General features: G+C 60.4%; 18 protein-coding genes and 2 tRNA genes. 3 read left to right on the top strand and 17 right to left on the bottom strand.

Features of this window, described 5'->3' with window-relative positions; all coding sequences use genetic code 11:
• The first annotated feature begins 8 nt into the window (after positions 1-8).
• Positions 9-1,139: an acyl-CoA dehydrogenase family protein gene (locus M0D67_RS20735; RefSeq protein ID WP_154559040.1), complete on the top strand. Its 1,131-nt coding sequence runs from the start codon at positions 9-11 to the stop codon at positions 1,137-1,139.
• A 644-nt stretch (positions 1,140-1,783) separates the two neighbouring features.
• On the top strand, positions 1,784-2,011 hold the full coding sequence (locus M0D67_RS20730; protein ID WP_154559039.1) for a hypothetical protein: 228 nt from the start codon (positions 1,784-1,786) through the stop codon (positions 2,009-2,011).
• Between the two features lie 311 nt (positions 2,012-2,322).
• Here the strand turns inward: M0D67_RS20730 and M0D67_RS20725 are convergent.
• The 15 genes from M0D67_RS20725 to M0D67_RS20655 form a co-directional block, all read right to left on the bottom strand.
• Positions 2,323-2,399 (bottom strand) — tRNA-Pro (locus M0D67_RS20725).
• Between the two features lie 63 nt (positions 2,400-2,462).
• A complete protein-coding gene (locus tag M0D67_RS20720) occupies positions 2,463-2,870 on the bottom strand; it encodes a MerR family transcriptional regulator (protein ID WP_154559038.1) in 408 nt (135 codons plus the stop codon).
• 46 nt (positions 2,871-2,916) lie between these two features.
• Entirely contained in the window at positions 2,917-3,327 is a 411-nt protein-coding gene (locus tag M0D67_RS20715) for an integration host factor subunit alpha (protein WP_154559037.1), read from the bottom strand.
• Positions 3,328-3,395: 68 nt separating this feature from the next.
• Positions 3,396-5,831, bottom strand: a complete 2,436-nt coding sequence (gene pheT, locus M0D67_RS20710) for a phenylalanine--tRNA ligase subunit beta (RefSeq protein WP_266239549.1) — start codon at positions 5,829-5,831, stop codon at positions 3,396-3,398.
• A gap of 137 nt (positions 5,832-5,968) precedes the next feature.
• A complete protein-coding gene (pheS, locus tag M0D67_RS20705) occupies positions 5,969-6,982 on the bottom strand; it encodes a phenylalanine--tRNA ligase subunit alpha (protein ID WP_028200200.1) in 1,014 nt (337 codons plus the stop codon).
• Positions 6,983-7,139: 157 nt separating this feature from the next.
• A complete protein-coding gene (rplT, locus tag M0D67_RS20700) occupies positions 7,140-7,499 on the bottom strand; it encodes a 50S ribosomal protein L20 (protein WP_006052502.1) in 360 nt (119 codons plus the stop codon).
• Positions 7,500-7,528: 29 nt separating this feature from the next.
• On the bottom strand, positions 7,529-7,726 hold the full coding sequence (gene rpmI / locus M0D67_RS20695) for a 50S ribosomal protein L35 (RefSeq protein WP_097389908.1): 198 nt from the start codon (positions 7,724-7,726) through the stop codon (positions 7,529-7,531).
• Positions 7,727-7,974: 248 nt separating this feature from the next.
• Positions 7,975-8,499 carry a translation initiation factor IF-3 gene (infC, locus tag M0D67_RS20690; RefSeq protein ID WP_074263967.1) on the bottom strand — a complete coding sequence of 175 codons (525 nt, stop codon included), beginning with the start codon at positions 8,497-8,499 and terminating at the stop codon, positions 7,975-7,977.
• A gap of 49 nt (positions 8,500-8,548) precedes the next feature.
• Positions 8,549-10,456 carry a threonine--tRNA ligase gene (thrS, locus tag M0D67_RS20685; protein ID WP_266239548.1) on the bottom strand — a complete coding sequence of 636 codons (1,908 nt, stop codon included), beginning with the start codon at positions 10,454-10,456 and terminating at the stop codon, positions 8,549-8,551.
• Positions 10,457-10,707: 251 nt separating this feature from the next.
• A tRNA-Val gene (locus tag M0D67_RS20680) sits at positions 10,708-10,784 on the bottom strand.
• 150 nt (positions 10,785-10,934) lie between these two features.
• Positions 10,935-13,178, bottom strand: a complete 2,244-nt coding sequence (locus M0D67_RS20675) for a bifunctional (p)ppGpp synthetase/guanosine-3',5'-bis(diphosphate) 3'-pyrophosphohydrolase (protein WP_154559034.1) — start codon at positions 13,176-13,178, stop codon at positions 10,935-10,937.
• An 83-nt stretch (positions 13,179-13,261) separates the two neighbouring features.
• Positions 13,262-13,615, bottom strand: coding sequence for a RidA family protein (locus M0D67_RS20670; RefSeq protein ID WP_028200195.1), 354 nt, complete (start codon positions 13,613-13,615; stop codon positions 13,262-13,264).
• Between the two features lie 96 nt (positions 13,616-13,711).
• Positions 13,712-14,623 (bottom strand): alpha/beta fold hydrolase, encoded by a 912-nt coding sequence (locus tag M0D67_RS20665; protein WP_154559033.1) that lies wholly within the window; start codon positions 14,621-14,623, stop codon positions 13,712-13,714.
• A gap of 348 nt (positions 14,624-14,971) precedes the next feature.
• Positions 14,972-15,613, bottom strand: coding sequence for a CoA transferase subunit B (locus M0D67_RS20660; protein WP_097389913.1), 642 nt, complete (start codon positions 15,611-15,613; stop codon positions 14,972-14,974).
• Between the two features lie 2 nt (positions 15,614-15,615).
• Positions 15,616-16,320 (bottom strand): CoA transferase subunit A, encoded by a 705-nt coding sequence (locus tag M0D67_RS20655; RefSeq protein WP_028200192.1) that lies wholly within the window; start codon positions 16,318-16,320, stop codon positions 15,616-15,618.
• A 254-nt stretch (positions 16,321-16,574) separates the two neighbouring features.
• On the opposite strand from M0D67_RS20655, the gene M0D67_RS20650 reads away from it, so the two are divergent.
• Positions 16,575-17,120 (top strand): LuxR C-terminal-related transcriptional regulator, encoded by a 546-nt coding sequence (locus tag M0D67_RS20650; RefSeq protein WP_054040426.1) that lies wholly within the window; start codon positions 16,575-16,577, stop codon positions 17,118-17,120.
• A gap of 37 nt (positions 17,121-17,157) precedes the next feature.
• On the opposite strand, the gene M0D67_RS20645 is transcribed toward M0D67_RS20650, so the two are convergent.
• Positions 17,158-17,589 carry a thioesterase family protein gene (locus M0D67_RS20645; RefSeq protein WP_154559031.1) on the bottom strand — a complete coding sequence of 144 codons (432 nt, stop codon included), beginning with the start codon at positions 17,587-17,589 and terminating at the stop codon, positions 17,158-17,160.
• Positions 17,590-17,680: 91 nt separating this feature from the next.
• Positions 17,681-18,457, bottom strand: a complete 777-nt coding sequence (locus M0D67_RS20640; protein ID WP_154559030.1) for an SDR family oxidoreductase — start codon at positions 18,455-18,457, stop codon at positions 17,681-17,683.
• Positions 18,458-18,545 lie beyond the last annotated feature (88 nt).

Genomic DNA, 18,545 nt, shown 5'->3' with positions numbered 1-18,545 from the left:
CGCACTTCATGAATTTCCAGCACACCGAAGACCGCCGCATGCTGGCGGATACGCTCAACCGTTTTGTCACCGAGCAATACGCCTTCGAAACGCGTGACCGAATTGCAGGCTCGCCCGAAGGTTTCAGCGCCGACCTGTGGAATCGTTTCGCGGAACTCGGCATTATCGGCGCGTTGTTCGATGAGGCGCAGGGTGGGTTTGGCGGCGGCGGCTTCGATATCGCCGTCGTATTCGAGAGCCTGGGTCGCGGCCTCGTGGTCGAGCCGTTTCTCGATACGCTGATCGTCGGCCAGGCGATCGCGCGTGGCGGCAATGAAACGCAAAAGGCCGCGCTTGGCGAATTGATCGACGGATCCCGAATCGTTGCGCTCGCGCATGGCGAGCCGGACGGCCACTACGAGCTGTCGCGCGTCACAACACGTGCCCAGCGTGCTGGCGACGCATGGCAGTTGAACGGCGCGAAGGCGGTGGTTCAACACGGCGAAAACGCTTCCCTTTTCCTGGTCTCCGCACGTACCGCAGGTGCCGACGACGCCGAAGCCGGCATCACGCTCTTTCTCGTCCCGCGCGACGCCTCGGGTGTCAGCGTGCATGGCTATCGCAAGATCGACGGCGGCCGCGCGGCCGAGGTCACGTTCGACAACGTCACGCTCGCAAACGATGCGGTGCTCGGCGCGGCCGGAGAAGGCTTCGCGACGCTCGAGTACGCGATCAGTTGTGGCGTGCTTGCGTTGTGTTCCGAAGCGGTCGGCGCGATGGATGTCGCGAAAGACTACACGCTCGAATACCTGCGCACGCGCAAGCAGTTCGGCGTACCAATCGGCAGCTTCCAGGCGTTGCAACATCGGATGGCGGATCTGCTGCTCGAGATCGAGCAGGCGCGATCGGCGGTGATCAATGCCGCGGCCGCGCTTGGCGCTGAGCGCACCGTGCGGGAACGCGCGGTGTCAGCGGCAAAATACAGCATCGGCAGGATAGGGACGATGGTCGCCGAGGAATGTATTCAGTTGCATGGCGGTATCGGCATGACGTGGGAGTTGCCGATGGCTCACTATGCGAAGCGGCTTGTGATGATCGACCATCAGTTGGGGGATGAGGATCATCATCTCGAGCGGTTTATCGCGCTCGGCAGAGGGTGAGAGCTGGTTTGCAGGCTTTCTTCGAATCAGCGCCGCTGTGATGGTTTGCCAGCGGCGCTGCCCTCGTCCGTTTGCCAACGACTCCCGCCCGACCTCCGAGCGTCCTCCATCACATCCGCGCGGTCACCGCCATGTGACAGTCCAAGCAGATGTTGTCGTTTCAGAATGACCGGCCTCGTGCCTGTTCTCCGAAGAGAACTCGACTGTCATTCGGCGACTCTGCAGGCTTTGCGCAGCGCTGCTCCGTCCGGCTCAGTGAACCGTGTCTCCAAGGCGTCGTCCTTGCTTGCTCGAAGCATTACTGCGACCAGCAGACCAAGGCACGCGCCAAAGGATCCCCCCACTCCAAAGCCAAGTAAGAATTCCATCGTTTTCCCCCGTTCGTATATTGTCTTTTTGCTGCTTGTGCAGCTGTATTGAATTCGCTTGATGCAGTGTCTTGATGGTCTGTAGTGTGTCAACGCAAAAAGCGAGCCATCCTTGAACTAACCAAGGCGTGCATTTGAATGCCGAGGTGCCGTGACTGTTTAAATGCTCTATACCGTCACAAATCGTTTCAATCTTGTAACGCGCCTGAGTGAAACCGGTGGCACCAGACCGGTCGCCTGGAACGCTCTACACAGTGCTTTTGATGCAGTGGGCGCGTGATCGCTGTGTTTATCCGCGAGATAGAAGCGAGCGCCGAAAACGTTGCAAAGATGAGAACAAGGCGCAGTGCCGCGATCGCTGATTTTCTGATCTGGCCCGGGCTGATACAAATCAATTGCGGGGCGGGTATTTACGACATGGACGCCGCGTTTCGGATTTGCTATGCGCAATTGGGTGGGGTGACCGCGATAAAAAGAACGCGCACGGGAAACGATGAACTATGACATCGTCGGCGGCATTCACGGGCAGGCTGAAAAACTACCCGCGCTGTTGCAGTGACTGGATGTGTCAGGATTTCTGTGTGCTGAGGTCGTTATAAAAAATCTCAGCTTGTGGCGCGGGTGAACCGCTCGTCGAACTGGTTGACGGCTTGCCGCCAGGCGATAGGCGATAGGCGATAGGCGGCACCTTCCAATCCTTTTCGATGTTGCGCAATGCCAGTCTCGAGTTCATGACGATCCGGTAACCAGACGGTAGCGAACGTCAGAATAGAAAAAGGCCTTATGGACGTGCATCCATAAGGCCTTGATTTCTTTGGTCGGGGCGAGAGGATTTGAACCTCCGACCACCTGCACCCCATGCAGGTACGCTACCAGGCTGCGCTACGCCCCGAACAGCTAAAAATTATAACAGACACTTCAATCGATTAGAACCGCTCTGCGCTAACAAAGAAAACTAGTGACCCAACAAGTCGATCACATGCAGCAATTCCTTGCGCAACTGCTCCACATCTACCGCAGCCGTTGCTGCGGCCGGCACCGCCGCGCCCTCGCCCTCCTCGACCAGATCAGCCGGCGCACCCTGCGCGCCACCGCCATGCGAATCGAGCCGATTGCGTGCCCCGTTGATCGTGAAGCCCTGCTCGTACAGCAACTCGCGAATCCGCCGGATCAACAGCACCTCATGATGCTGGTAGTACCGGCGATTGCCGCGCCGCTTGACCGGCCTCAACTGCGTGAACTCCTGTTCCCAATAGCGCAGCACATGCGGTTTCACGCCGCATAGTTCGCTGACCTCACCAATCGTGAAGTAGCGCTTCGCCGGAATCGGAGGCAAGACGACTTTTTCGATCGTCGCTGTCATCGTCAGTTAGCCGTCGTGGTGGGTTGCGCAGGGACGCGCCAGTCGATCAGCGCGCGAAGCTCGCCTCAGCGCCGTTCTCGACCAACGCTTTCAGCTTTTGACTCGCATGGAACGTCACAACGCGGCGCGCGGCGATCGGAATCGCCTCGCCGGTCTTCGGGTTTCTGCCGGGACGCTGGGGTTTGTCGCGCAACTGGAAGTTGCCGAACCCCGACAGCTTCACGCTATCGCCACTCTCCAGCGCATCGCGGATCACCTCGAAGAATGCTTCGACCATGTCTTTCGCTTCCCGCTTGTTGAGCCCGACATTGTCGAACAGCAACTCGGCAAGTTCAGCCTTGGTAAGCGTCGGCGTTTCGCTGGAAACGGCCGCGGGTGATGTCGGAATTTCGCGAATCATGGCGCTGCGTTGCGCCGTAAGAAGGGCTTCGAAATCACTCGAGTTCATTTCATTCATATCTATCAAATGGCGCGCCAAGCAGAAACGGAGGTTGCGAAAAATGCCGTGCAAATGTTAAATGCGGGTTATCCACGCAACCGTGCGCCATATACTCGAGCCAGACGTTCCACCAGAGTTTGAATGGCCAGATCGACCGTTTCATCCTGAAGGGTCCCGCCAGTATCTTGCAAGGTCACACGGAACGCAAGGCTTTTCTCGTGAGCAGCCAAACCACCGGAAGTGTTTGATTTTGGACGGAATTCGTCGAAAAGCACAACCTTCTGAACAGTCTTGCAAGCCTCTTCGGACTGAGCCTTCTGGAGCTCGTCCAGCAGCGCCTGCACCTCGATTTTCTGATCGACGACCACCGCGATATCGCGACGCACCGGCGGGAATTTAGACACATCCGCTGGAGTCGGCAATACGCGCTGCATTAATGCTTCCGCTTCGATTTCAAACAGAATCGGCGCATGCGGCAAATCATATTTCTGCATCCAGCGCGGATGCAATTCACCAATCCAGCCCACTGCGCGGCCATTCAGTTCAATACGCGCGCTGCGGCCCGGATGCAATGCCGGATGCTCCGCTTTCACGAAGCTCGCCACGGCCGGCGCGAGCACGGCTTCAAGATCGCCCTTCACGTCGAAGTAGTCGACCGTGCGCGTTTGCGCGCCCCACTGCTCTTCGAGCGCGGGACCGTAGGCGAGGCCACCGAACATCTTCGGCTGGGCAAAACCTTCGACGGTCAATTCGCCTGCCTTGATCGACGGATCGTGCAGGAACACGCGGCCGGCTTCGAACACGCGCACGCGATCGGCCGCGCGGCGGTTCAGGTTCGTGCGCAGAACGTTGATCAGGCTGCCGAACAGCGTGGTGCGCATGACCGACAACTGGCTCGCAATCGGATTCAACAGACGAACAGGCTTGTCGTTGCCGGCGAAGTCCGACTCCCACTCGGCATCCACAAAACTGAAGTTGACCGTCTCCGCGTAATCGCGCGCGGCGAGCGCGTGACGGATCACGTGAATCGAGCGCTGCGTTTCGTTGGTCGGCAGCATTTCGCTGGTCGCGACCGGCGGACGTGCGGGGATCTTTTCGAAGCCGTAGATGCGCGCGACTTCTTCGATCAGGTCTTCTTCGATTTCGATATCGAAGCGGTACGACGGCGGGATCACTGAGAACGTATCGCCGTCGCGTTCGAACGTGAGGCCGAGGCGCGTGAAGATCTGCGCAATTTCGTCCGCGTCGATCTTGATGCCGATGATGCGGTTCGCACGCGAGACCCGCATCTTCACCGGCTCACGCTTCGGCACGTTGACGATCTGATCGTCGACCGGGCCGGCTTCGCCGCCGCAGATATCGAGGATCAATTGCGTGATGCGTTCGATGTGTTCGACGGTGGTCGCGTAATCGACGCCACGTTCGAAACGATGGCCTGCATCGGTCGAGAAGTTGTACTTGCGCGAGCGGCCACGAATGCTATCCGGCCACCAGAACGCGGCTTCGAGATAGATGTTGGTGGTGTCGAGCGTGACGGCCGTGCTGTCGCCGCCCATGATGCCGGCGAGGCTTTCGATGTGCTGTTCGTCTGCGATCACGCCGACGGTTTCATCGAGTTCAACGGTGTTGCCATTCAGCAGCTTGAGCGTTTCGCCCTTGCGGCCCCAACGCACGTCCATGCTGCCGTGGATCTTGTCCAGATCGAACACGTGCGACGGACGGCCGAGTTCGAGCATCACATAGTTCGAGATATCGACGAGCGCGGAAATGCTGCGCTGACCCGAACGCTCGAGACGCTGCACCATCCATTGCGGCGACTTCGCGCGCGCATTCACGCCGCGAATCACGCGACCCGAGAAGCGGCCGCACAGATCGGGTGCCGAAATTTTGACGGGCAACGTTTCGTTCAACTTGACTTCGACTGGCTTGATCTCGAGCGGACGCAGCGGCGCGCCGGTGATGGCCGACGTTTCGCGCGCCACGCCGAACACCGACAGGCAGTCCGCCTTATTCGGCGTCAGCTTGATTTCGAAAACCGTGTCGTCGAGATTGAGCGTTTCGCGGATGTCCTGGCCGATCGGCGTAGCTTCCGGCAGGATCATCAGACCGCTATGATCTTCCGAGAGCTTCAGTTCGCGTGCCGAGCACAGCATGCCCTGGCTTTCCACGCCGCGCAGCTTCGAGAGCTTGATCGCGAACGGCGTGCCACCCTCTTCGGCCGGCGGCAGTTGCGCGCCGACCAGCGCGACCGGCACCTTGATGCCCGGCGCGACATTCGGCGCACCGCACACGATGTTCAGCGTCGCGCCCGTGCCGGCGTCGACCTGACACACGTTGAGCTTGTCCGCGTCCGGGTGCTTGACGACTTCCAGCACCTGGCCGACGACGATCTTCGAGGTCGGCGGCGCGGCCGGCCGCAGGTCTTCGACTTCGAGACCCGCCATCGTCAACGCGTGCGACAGCTCATCGGTCGTCAGTTGCGGATCGACAAAGGTTCTCAGCCAGGATTCCGGGAATTGCATGGTTCTGTGTACGTTCTGATCAGGTTAGGTCCACGTCCGGCAGGCGGCCCATTGATTCACTGGACTCTGCCGGGGACGCTGCTGCGGCACTGCGTGCAGTGCCGCGCTCTATGCTTGTCGCGTTCGTACGCGCCGGTTCACGCGAATTGACGCAGGAAACGCAGGTCGTTTTCGAAGAACAGACGCAGGTCTTGCACGCCGTAACGCAACATTGTGAGCCGCTCAAGGCCGCTGCCGAAAGCAAAACCGATGTAGCGCTCGGGGTCGAGGCCCATGTTGCGGATCACCGTGGGGTGAACCTGGCCGGAACCCGAAATTTCGAGCCACTTGCCGGCGTTCTTGCCCGTTTCGAACAGCATGTCGATCTCAGCCGACGGTTCGGTGAACGGGAAGTACGACGGACGGAAGCGCACCTGAATATCGTCGCGCTCGAAGAATTTCTTGAGGAAATCGGAGTAGACGCCCTTCAGGTCCGCGAAGCTGATGTTCTCGTCGATCCACAGGCCTTCGACCTGGTTGAACATCGGCGAATGCGTTGCATCGCTGTCCACACGATACGTGCGGCCCGGCACGATCACCTTGATCGGCGGCGTGTTGGTGCGCGCGTAGCGCACCTGCATCGGGCTGGTGTGCGTGCGCAGCAGCAGTTGACGGCCGTCGGCATCTTTGCCGTCGACGTAGAAGGTGTCCTGCATCGAACGCGCCGGGTGGTTTTCCGGGCTGTTCAGCGAGGTAAAGTTGTACCAGTCGGTTTCGATCTCGGGGCCGTCGGCCACATCGAATCCAATCGTACGGAAAATCTGTTCGACGCGCTCCCATGTGCGCATCACCGGGTGCAGACTACCTGCGCCGGTGCCGCGGCCGGGCAACGTGACGTCAATGGCTTCAGCGGCGAGGCGCTGGTTCAGCAACGCGTCGGCGAGCGCCTGACGGCGGGCCGTCAACGCGGCCTCCACTTGTTGCTTGACGAGGTTGATCCGTGCGCCTTCGGTCTTGCGCGTTTCGGGATCGAGTTTGCCAAGGCCCTTCAATAGCTCGGTCAACGCACCCGATTTGCCGAGAAAGCGCGCTTTCTCGTTCTCGAGGGTGGTGACGTCGGAGGCTTCTGCGAAGGCTTTTTGCGCGTCGGCGACAATCTGGTCCAGATCCATTGATCCCATCATTTCAACGTCAGTGTTCAATCGATGCAAAACTGGTTCGACCAACAAAAACGGGGCTCGGTGAGGAGCCCCGTTTTTGCTGCAGCGTCACCGAGACTACCGGATGTTCGCTGCAACGAACCACGCAGTTTAATTGCCCAAAGCGCAATCAGGCTGCAACGGCGGCTTTCACCTGCTGAACGATCGCAGCAAAAGCAGCCTTGTCGAACACAGCCATGTCGGCCAGCACCTTGCGGTCGAGTTCGATCGAAGCCTTCTTCAGGCCGTTGATGAACACGCTGTACGTCATGTCGTGCTGACGCACCGCCGCGTTGATACGCGTGATCCACAATGCACGGAACACACGCTTCTTGTTGCGGCGATCGCGGTAGGCGTATTGGCCTGCGCGCATGACCGCCTGCTTGGCGATGCGATAGACGTTATTGCGACGGCCGCGGTAACCCTTGGCCAGCTTGATGATCTTCTTGTGACGGGCCCGTGCGGTAACCCCACGTTTTACTCGAGGCATATCTTGCTCCTATGAGTGTCGGTTAAGGGTTAAGCGAACGGCAGCATTGCGCGCACGGAGTTCATATCTGCTTCATGAACTGACGTCGAACCGCGCAAATGGCGTTTGTTCTTGGTGGTCTTCTTGGTAAGAATGTGGCGCTTGAAGGCTTGACCGCGCTTGACGGTACCGCCCGGACGCACCACGAAGCGCTTTGCAGCACTCTTCTTGGTCTTCATCTTCGGCATGACAACTCCATTATTAGATGGATATGGGTGTGCGGTCGGCCAGATGGCCATTACCCGCCCTTCGAAACCCATTCCACTTGGTATGCAGACCGCCGTTACTGCCGGCAGCCGCTTTTCAGGAAGCGGCGCACATTTGCACATGCGCCGTTCCGAAACCTGCCGATCCCGCACCGGACACCCGGCACAGCATCGTTTCAATCTTTCACAACCGGAGCGCGCACCACACGGTGCGCCGCTGCTCCAGCGGCTTACTTCTTTTTCTTCGGCGCGAGCACCATGATCATCTGGCGCCCTTCCATTTTCGGCATCTGCTCGACCTGACCGACTTCGTCGAGGTCCGTGCGCAGGCGCTCGAGCATGCGCATACCGATTTCCTGGTGAGCCATTTCGCGGCCACGGAAACGCAACGTGATTTTCGTCTTGTCGCCGTCGTCGAGGAAGCGGATGAGGTTGCGCAGCTTGACGTTGTAGTCGCCGTCATCGGTGCCCGGGCGGAATTTGACTTCCTTGACCTGGACGATCTTCTGCTTGAGCTTGGCCTCGTGTTGCTTCTTCGCTTCCGAGTACTTGAACTTGCCGTAGTCCATCAAACGGCAGACCGGAGGAACCGCTTGCGGAGCGATTTCAACCAGATCCACATCCTGCTGTTCCGACATGCGGAACGCATCAGCGAGTTTCACGATGCCGAGCGGTTCGTTCTCGACTCCGACCAGACGCACCTCGGGTGCTGTAATTTCACCGTTGATGCGGTGCGCAGACTTATCAGTAGCGATGTTACGTTTCCTCTAAAAATTAAAAAAACGAGCCGGGCTGCCAAGTGGCTCAGTTGAACGACTGCACATCCTGGCGCAGACGCTCAATGAAGGTATCGAGAGGCATCACACCCAGATCGACACCACCACGGGCACGCACGGCTACCGTTTGGGCTTCACGCTCTTTGTCGCCGACCACGAGCAGGTACGGCACCTTTTCCAGCGTGTGCTCCCGTATTTTATAGCTAATCTTCTCGTTGCGCAAATCGGCCTCTACTCTAACCCCTTGTTTTTGCAACGATTGGGCTAGCGACTGCGCATATTCGGTCTGACTTTCGGCGATATTCATCACCACAACCTGCATCGGCGCGAGCCACGACGGCATTGCACCAGCATGGTGCTCGATCAGAATGCCGAGGAAACGCTCCATTGATCCGACGATTGCCCGGTGCAGCATGATCGGGCGGCGGCGGCTATTGTCTTCGGCGACGTATTCGGCGCCCAGACGCTCCGGCAGCACCATATCGAGCTGCAACGTGCCGCACTGCCACGAGCGGCCGAGCGCGTCCTTGATGTGGTACTCCACCTTCGGGCCGTAGAACGCGCCCTCGCCCGCCAACTCTTCCCACGTCACGCCGCACGCCGTCAGCGCCTCACGCAGGCCCTGCTCCGCGCGATCCCATGTCTCATCCGTGCCGGCGCGAGCATCCGGGCGCAGCGACAGCTTGATCTCGACATTGTCGAAGCCGAAGTCCTTGTAGACGCTCATCGCCAGCGTGTTGAACGCGATCGATTCGCTGATGAACTGGTCTTCGGTACAGAAAATGTGCGCGTCGTCCTGCACGAAGCCACGCACGCGCATCAGACCATGCAGCGCGCCCGACGATTCGTTGCGGTGACACGAGCCGAATTCCGCGTAACGCAGCGGCAGATCGCGATACGAGCGCAGACCGTGGTTGAACACCTGCACGTGACCCGGGCAGTTCATCGGCTTGATCGCGTAGTCGCGCTTTTCCGATTCCGTCGTGAACATGTTTTCACGATAGTTCTGCCAGTGGCCCGACGCTTCCCAGAGCGAGCGGTCCATGATCATCGGCGTCTTGATTTCGAGGTAGCCGGCGTCGTTCACGCGGCGGCGCATGTACTGCTCGACCTGCTGCCACAGCGTCCAGCCACGCGGATGCCAGAACACCATGCCCGGCGACTCGTCCTGCATGTGGAACAGGTCGAGTTGCTTGCCGAGCTTGCGGTGATCGCGCTTTTCCGCCTCCTCAAGCATGTGCAGATACGCGTCCTGGTCTTCTTTCTTCGCCCAGGCCGTGCCATAGATGCGCTGCAGTTGCTCGTTCTTCGAGTCGCCGCGCCAGTAAGCGCCCGCAAGCTTCATCAGCTTGAAAACCTTCAGCTTGCCGGTGGACGGCACGTGCGGGCCGCGGCACAGATCCGTGAAGCCACCGTGCGAGTACAGCTTGATTTCGTCGGTGGCCGGAATCGATTCGATGATCTCGGCCTTGTACTTTTCGCCGATGCTCTTGAAGTAGTCCACGGCTTCGTCGCGCGAGACCACACGGCGCGAGACCGGCTCGTCTTTCTTCGCGAGTTCCTGCATGCGCTTTTCGATCTTCTCGAGATCTTCCGGCGTGAAGGGACGGCTATACGCGAAGTCGTAATAGAACCCGTTGTCGATGACGGGACCGATCGTAACCTGCGCTTCCGGGAACAGATCCTTCACCGCGTACGCGAGCAAGTGCGCCGTGGAGTGACGAATGATGTCGAGGCCGTCGGCGTCTTTCTCGGTGACGATGGCAAGCGCCACGTCGTGATCGATCAGCGCGGACGTATCGACGAGTTCACCGTCGATCTTGCCGCCGAGCGCAGCTTTCGCGAGGCCGGGGCCGATCGATGCGGCCACTTCGGCGACGGTCACCGGATGCTCGTACTGTCGAACAGAACCGTCAGGCAGACGTATCGAAACCATTGCGTTCTCCGTGGTGCCGACCGGCGGCGGCACATACAACCAGGTCAAAAAACCAAAAAAAATGCGGCCCCACTTTCGAGGGGCCGCATTCACATTTCCTGCTAACTACAGTGGCGAAAGTGGTCCTCGACTAGCGTCGCTCCGAAGTAGTTTCGGTCAACGTTCGCGGTGCCATAACCGTATTTGCCTTTTGCGCCGAAGCGCTTACTGCAGTTTGCGAAACCCCGGTAAAACCGGAATTTCTCTTTCGTTGGTAGGCTCGATTGGACTCGAACCAACGACCCCCACCATGTCAAGGTGGTGCTCTAACCAGCTGAGCTACGAGCCTGAAGAAACGAGATTATATGGAGCCCCACACCGCTTGGCAAGTACTTTTATGCACCGACTTTAAATTTCTACTCATGCGCGCGGGCACATCGAACCGATGCCTGCCGGGCACCTGCAGGCACCCACAGGCACCGTCCGCCGCGTGCGCGCATCAACTCTTGCGTGAAGCGCGCACCACGCCGATTACTTCACCGAGCAACGTACACGCGCGCTGAATTTGCGCGGCGCTCGATACTTCGACAGTAAATTGCATGAACGCCGCATTGCGACGCGACTGCGTTTTCACGCCGATCACATTCATCTTCTCGCGCGCGAAAACTTCGGAGATATCGCGCAGCAAACCCTGCCGATCTGTGGCCTCGATGCTGAGGTCGACGGGATAGACCGACTGCCCGCGGCCGCTCATGACATCCGCCGACCACGCGGTTTGCAACACACGCTCGGGTGCGCGATCGGCCATGCGCACGAAGGTCGGACAATCGCTGCGGTGGATCGACATACCCTTGCCGCGCGTGACGAAGCCGCTGATGTCGTCGGGCGGTGCGGGACGGCAACAGCGCGCGAGTTGCGTAAGCAACGCGTCGACGCCGACCACGAGTACACCCGTGGAAGCCCCGCGGGCGACGCTCGCGCCGCTACTGCGCTTCTCGAACTGTTCCGGCGCTTCGACTACCGGCTCGGGCGGCGGCGCATCGTGCAGCGCCTGCTCGACGAGCCGCAGACTAAATTCTTCCTTACCGACCACCGAGAACAGATCGTCGGTGGTCTTGAAGCCGAGCTTGGCGGCGAGCTGATCGAGATTGACCGACGTCTTGCCCTCGCGCTGCAGGGTCTTTTCGACCATCGCACGGCCGCTCGAGATGTGCTCCTGCACTTCGACCGCGTTGAACCACGCGCGCACTTTCTGCCGCGCCCGATGGCTCTGCAGATACCCGAGTTGCGGGTTGAGCCAGTCACGCGACGGACCGCCCTCTTTCACCGCGACGATCTCGACCGTCTGGCCGTTCTGCAACGCCGTGTTGAGCGGCACCATCGCGCCGTCGACACGCGCACCACGGCAGCGATGCCCCAGCTCGCTATGCAGGTGATACGCGAAGTCCACCGGTGTGGCGCCGTGCGGCAGCGGAATCACGCGTGCTTGCGGCGTGAGCACGTAGATGTGGTCGTCGTCGAGCGTAGCCTGGCGCAATTGCTCCCACGGCTGCGCGGCGCGCTTCTCGCCGTGCTCGCCTTCGGAGACGTCGTCTTTCCACGCGAGCAGTTGACGCAACCACGCGATCTTCTCGTCGTACTTCTCATTGGCGCTGAACTGGCCGCCGTAGCCACGCGTGCCCGCTTCCTTATAACGCCAGTGCGCCGCCACGCCATACTCGGCGAACTGATGCATTTCCTGCGTGCGGATCTGTACTTCGAACGCGCGACCGTCGTCGCCGATCACGACCGTGTGCAGCGATTTATAGCCGTTAGGCTTCGGGCGCGAGATGTAGTCGTCGAACTCTTTCGGCACCGGCTGCCACAGGTTGTGCACGATGCCGAGCACGGTGTAGCAATCCTTGATGTCCTGCACGATGACGCGAAACGCGCGCACATCGTACAGTTCGGCGAAGTCCAGCTCCTTGCCGTGCATCTTGCGCCAGATGCTGTAAATGTGTTTTGGCCGGCCGCTGACTTCAGCCTGAACATTCGCCGCAGCCAGTTCCTGCTGCAGCCGCTCGATTGCCTGCGCAACATAGCTCTCGCGCTCGACGCGCTTCTCGTCGAGCAGCTTGGCGATGCGCTTGTACGTGACCGGCTCTTCGAAGCGGAGCGCGAGATCCTCGAGCTCCCATTTCAGTTGCCAGATGCCGAGCCGGTTGGCGAGCGGCGCGTAAATATCGAGCGTTTCACGCGCGACGTCGGGCGAAGGCGTGATTTTCGCCGCCGCGTAATAACGCAGCGATTGCAAGCGCGACGCGAGCCGTATCAGCACGACGCGAATGTCCTGCGCGAACGCGAGCAGCATCTTGCGCAGCGCCTCGACCTGCGCGCGGCGCGCGGCCTGCGCATCGCGCCCGGCTTCGGGCATCGCATTCTGCGCGGCGCGCAAGCTCACCGTCCCCAGGCGCAGCAACTTGCGCACGTCGCCCACCAGTTGCGCGACTTCTTCGCCGAAGTTATCGGCGATCACGCGTTCCGGGTCTTGCAGATGCGGCGTCAGGGCAAACAAGGCCGCTGCCAGCACAGCCGGCGGATCGACATTGAGCGTGCGCATGATCGACGCCGTACCCGCCGCATGATCCGCCAGCAACTCGCCCGATGAGAGCCGCACTTCGCCCGCATGTTCGCGCACGAACGCCATCGCTTCGTCGAAGGAAGGGATGGGGGTTGGCGTGCTCGTAACGATTTCGGTAGTCATGGTGCGACGGCCCACCGGGCCAGACGGATCAACGGAATGTCAACAACAACTGCGAGACCAGGCGTAAACCAGGTCAGCCAGGCTCAATCGCGCTGCGCCGCGACCACGACGATTTCGACGAGGCACTTCGGGTTAGCGAGCTTCGCTTCGACGGTAGCGCGCGGCGGCGTGGCGCCTTGTGCGACCCACTCGTCCCACACTGCGTTCATGCCGGCGAAGTGCACCATGTCCGAGATGTAGATCTGCACGGACAGCAAGTGCGACTTGTCGCTGTTCACTTCTTCCAGCAGACGGTCGATGTGGCCGAGCACTTCGCGCGTCTGACCCGTGATGTCCTGATCCGCGTCTTCGGCGATCTGGCCGGCGAGGTACACGGTGCCGTTGTACACAGCAGTTTCCGAGAGGCGCTTGCCGACGTGGTGACGAATGACTGCCATGAAGAATCCTGAGGTTGGTTGAAAATTGATCGCAGATGCGTTCCGCATTGCTCCCGCGCATTGCTCCCAATAAAGGACGCCGCGCGGAACCCTACATTATGACGCGTCAGCGGCCGGCCCGATAAAGAACTGCCTCGCGAGGTCGATCTGATCAGCCGACAGAAACGCCGGCGCATGCCCGACGCCCGAGATTTCCGCGCTGGATACAGCGCGCCCTGTCTCGACCATCTTGGCGACGGTCTCACGCGAGAGCAGATCCGATTGCTCGCCTCGCACCACCAGCACCGGCCCCTGAAACGCAGCCAGCGAATGCCACAACGCGGCCTCGCCGAGTTTGGCCGCTTCTTCGGTTGTCGCGGTAAACGGCTGTGCGATTCGCGGGTCGTAGCGGAACAACCACGCGCCGTCCTGCTCGTGCAAAAGCGGCGTATTGATCTCGCGCCATTCCTCTGGTGTGAGCGGACCGAAAGTTTGCGCAAGCAACGCTGCGTAATCGATGCCCTGCTGCAGCGTTTCGAAACGCACGGGCTTGCCGAGGTAATCGCCGATGCGCTCTACGGCCACCGGCTCCAGATGCGGCCCGACGTCGTTCAGCAGCATTTTACGAATCGGCGTTCCCGGCAGGCCGGCCAGCGCGAGCCCGATCAGACCGCCCATCGAGGTACCGAACCAGTCGACCGTTTCGACGTTCAGGCGCGCGATCAGCGTAACCATGTCGGCGACGTACTGCGGGATGCTATAGAAGTTGGGGTTCGCGAGCCACGAAGACAAGCCCCGCCCCGCCACATCCGGACACACCACGCGGTAAGTGCCGGCGAATTCCGCCGCGAGGCGGTCGAAATCGCGCCCCGATCGCGTCAAGCCGTGCACGCACAGCAGCACACGTGGATTAGCGGGGTCGCCCCACTCGGTGTAGGCGATCCGGTGCAGGCCACCGGCGCTCGCGCACTGCACATAACGTTGGCGCGGCGCGGGCCGCTCGGCGGTGGAAGCGGACGTCTCGGTCATCTGGGTTCCTTGCAAAAGCGCCATGGGCTCGACGCAGACCAAGCGGCGGGAAATGAACGTCGAATCTTCAAACGATTGTAAACCGCTTTGCCGCACGGCAAGGATCGGCCAAACGGCCTAAGAGTGACCAAGATGCCCCAGGGTCAAAGCCGCAGCGCAGGCGTCCCGATGCGGGCAGCGCAAAACGGCACGAAAGGACAGCACCAAAACAAAACGGGCGAGACTCGCGCCTCGCCCACTTACAACCTCGCTTCAATTCGCTTCGTAAGCCGCCCACGACCCACAAGGCAACTTGCGATGCCACCAACTACCGTCACAAAGACCGATGCGGGCGGCTCACACCACCATTCAGCTCACCGCGCTCACATCCAGCGGCGCGCCCGTCTTCGTCTGGATCTCCTCGACGCTGACGCCCGGCGCCAGCTCAGTCACCTTCAGACCGTCTTCCGTCACTTCGATCACGCCGAGATCGGTGATGATCTGATCGACCACGCCCACGCCCGTCAGCGGCAACGTGCATTCTTCGAGGATCTTGTGCTGGTCGCCCTTCGCGACATGCTCCATCAGCACGACCACGCGCTTGACGCCTGCGACCAGATCCATCGCGCCGCCCATGCCCTTGATCATCTTGCCCGGAATCATCCAGTTGGCCAGATCGCCCTTCTTGCTGATCTGCATCGCGCCCAGAATCGCCAGATTGATGTGGCCGCCGCGAATCATCGCGAACGAATCCGCCGACGAGAAAATCGACGAACCCGGCAGCGTGGTCACCGTCTGCTTGCCGGCGTTGATCAGGTCGGCATCCACTTCTTCTTCGGTCGGCGACGGGCCAATGCCGAGCAGGCCGTTTTCCGACTGCAGCCACACTTCGACGCCAGCCGGCACGTGGTTCGCCACCAGCGTTGGCAAGCCGATGCCGAGGTTCACGTAGAAGCCGTCCTGCAATTCCTTCGCCGCGCGTGCGGCCATTTCGTCACGAGTCCATGCCATGATCAGTCTCCTTTCGCGCGGACGACGCGTTGTTCGATGCGTTTTTCCGGATGCGCATTGAGTACAATGCGCTGCACGAAAATGCCCGGCGTGTGGATCGCGTCCGGATCGAGTTCGCCTACTTCAACGATTTCCTCGACTTCCGCGACGGTAATCTTGCCGGCCATCGCGCACATCGGGTTGAAGTTACGCGCGGTGCGGCGATAGATCAGGTTGCCCGATTTATCGGCTTTCCATGCCTTGACCAAAGCGACGTCGGCCGTCAGTGAATGTTCGAGCACGTAATGGTTTTCGCCGAACTGGCGGGTTTCCTTGCCTTCGGCGATCAGCGTGCCGTAGCCGGTGTTCGTGAAGAAGGCCGGAATGCCCGAGCCACCGGCGCGCAGCTTCTCGGCGAGCGTGCCTTGCGGCGTGAATTCGAGCTCGAGTTCGCCGGCGAGATATTGGCGTTCGAACTCCTTGTTCTCGCCCACGTACGAAGAAATCATCTTCTTGACCTGGCGCGTTTCGAGCAGCAAACCGAGGCCGAAACCGTCGACACCCGCATTGTTGCTGATGCAGGTGATGCCCTGCACCTTCGAATCGCGCAGCGCGCCGATCAGCGCTTCCGGAATGCCGCACAGCCCGAAACCACCGACGGCAAACGTCTGCCCGTCCTTGACGATGTCTTTCAGCGCTTCAGCCGCGCCTGGATAGACCTTGTTCATCGTTTGTCCCTTCCTTTATGGAAATCCGAAACCGGATCATTGCGACTTCGATATGACGCTTAGCGGGCGCAAGCCCGACACGTCATTCTAGTCATCCGTGGCCGGCTTTGCGCTCAGACTGTCAGGATTGCCTGATCACTTGCGCCAATGCCCGCCACGAACGGTTTCGCCGCGTTGTCATGTGCCCGAAAGAGTACGCTGGGCGCGCCATGCGGCACAATACGCAAAAATACATAAGTACTTGCCGCCAGCCCATGCCCGCACTGGATTACCAAACCGCGTTTCACCTCGCCCCGATCGGACTCGTGCTGTCACGCGAACGGATCATCGAAGACTGCAACGACGAGCTGGCGTCGATATTCGGCTGCACGCGCGAGGCGCTGCTCGGCCAGTCGTTCCAGGTGCTGTATCCGTCGACGGACGAATTCGAGCGGATCGGCGCGCGGATTCCGCCGATCATGACCGCGCAAGGCAGTTACGCGGACGACCGCATCATGAAGCGGGCCAACGGGGAATTGTTCTGGTGCCACGTGACGGGCCGCGCGCAGCAACGCATGGACCCGCACGCAGCCGGTGTGTGGACTTTCGAGGATTTGAGCGCGACACGGCGCGTGGCGGTCGAGTTAACGCCGCGCGAACGGGAAATCGCCGCGCAACTGGTGACGGGCAAAACCAGCAAGCAGATCGGACGGGCGCTGGATATCAGCCCGCGCACGGTCGATGTCTACCGCGCGCGGCTGATGCGCAAATACGATACGGGGAATGCAACCGAGCTGTTGCAGCGCTTGCTCGGGCATTGAGAAGGCGCTGAGAAGGCGCTGAGGAGGCGCCGGGATATTAAGCCGCCTTGACCAGCGCCGCGCTCTCGATGGTCGCGCGCAGCATATCCGGAACCGGTACCGACTTGCCCGCGGCGTAGTCGATCCACACGCAGCGCGCAGCACCGCGCGCATAGACGGTGTTCGGATCATCGGCGCGCACGAGCTCGAATGCCGTGTCGAAACTGCTGCGCCCGGGCATGGCCACGGACATCCGGCCGATCACGTCGCCCGGATAGTGCAACTGCTTGAGAAACTCCATCGACGCATTGACGATCACCGGCCCTTGCCCGTCGGCGTTGCTGCCGGCCAGACCCAGTTGTTCGAACCAGGAAATCCGCACCTGCTCCATGTACCGGAAATAGACCGTGTTGTTCACATGGCCGAATGCGTCCATGTCGCCCCAGCGGATCGGCATCGACATCTCAAAAACTGCGTGAAAATCGCTCATCGTACTTCTTTAACGGGTTGAAACGAGGGTGAAACCGGCGCGTGGGCCGGGGTAAACGTGGCAAACAAGGAACGGCCGCCCAAAGCCGCGTTCAGACGAGAGCGAACCCATCGTCGGCGGCAATCACCGAGCCGTTGATGAACTGCGATTCGTCGGCCGCCAGCAGCAGCAACAGCCCGTCCAGATCCTCCGGCTTGCCGACACGATGACGCGGCAGCAGCGAGACCAGCTTCTGCCCCTGCTCAGTCGACCAGTGATGATGGTTGATCTCGGTATCGATATAGCCCGGGCAGATGGCGTTCACGTTGATGCCGTGCTTGCCCCACTCCAGCGCCATGGCTTTCGTCATATGGACGACGGCGGCCTTGCTCATCGAGTACAGGCCGATCTGCGGCAACACCCGCAGGCCCGCCATCGACGCGATATTGATGATCCGGTATGACGGCTTCTGCGCACTATTGCCACGCATGATCATGCGCTTGGCGACTTCCTGAGCGACAAAGAAAGCGCCGCGCGTGTTAGTGTCGAACACGTATTCGAAGTCGGCCGGCGTGACTTCTGTAAGCTTCTGCGTGGTCGACACACCAGAATTGTTCACCAGAATGTCGATCGTGCCCGCCTCGGTTTCCGCGTGAGCAACGGCTGACTTGATGCTTTGATAATCCGTGACGTCGAGCGAGACGACGTGCGCCGCGCCACCGGAGGCTTCGATCTCGGCGCGCAACTCCTTCAGGCGCTCGGTGCGGCGGCTCGCCAACACGACCTTGGCGCCAGCCTGCGACAATACTTGAGCAAAGCGCTTCCCCAACCCGCTCGAGGCGCCGGTGATCAGCGCGACCTTGCCTTCCAGATTGATCGAACGGCCCATTGTCGTTCCCTTATTCGGTTGTTGTTACAGACGCGGTTGACAGGTGCGGTAAGACCATCACTGCGGGTCATACCGTATCACAGAAATA

The organism is Paraburkholderia sp. SECH4, from assembly GCF_030511745.1.
Lineage (GTDB): Bacteria > Pseudomonadota > Gammaproteobacteria > Burkholderiales > Burkholderiaceae > Paraburkholderia > Paraburkholderia madseniana.
The sequence above is the reverse complement of the archived record's forward strand: the minus strand, read 5'-3'. Positions and strand labels throughout refer to the sequence as shown.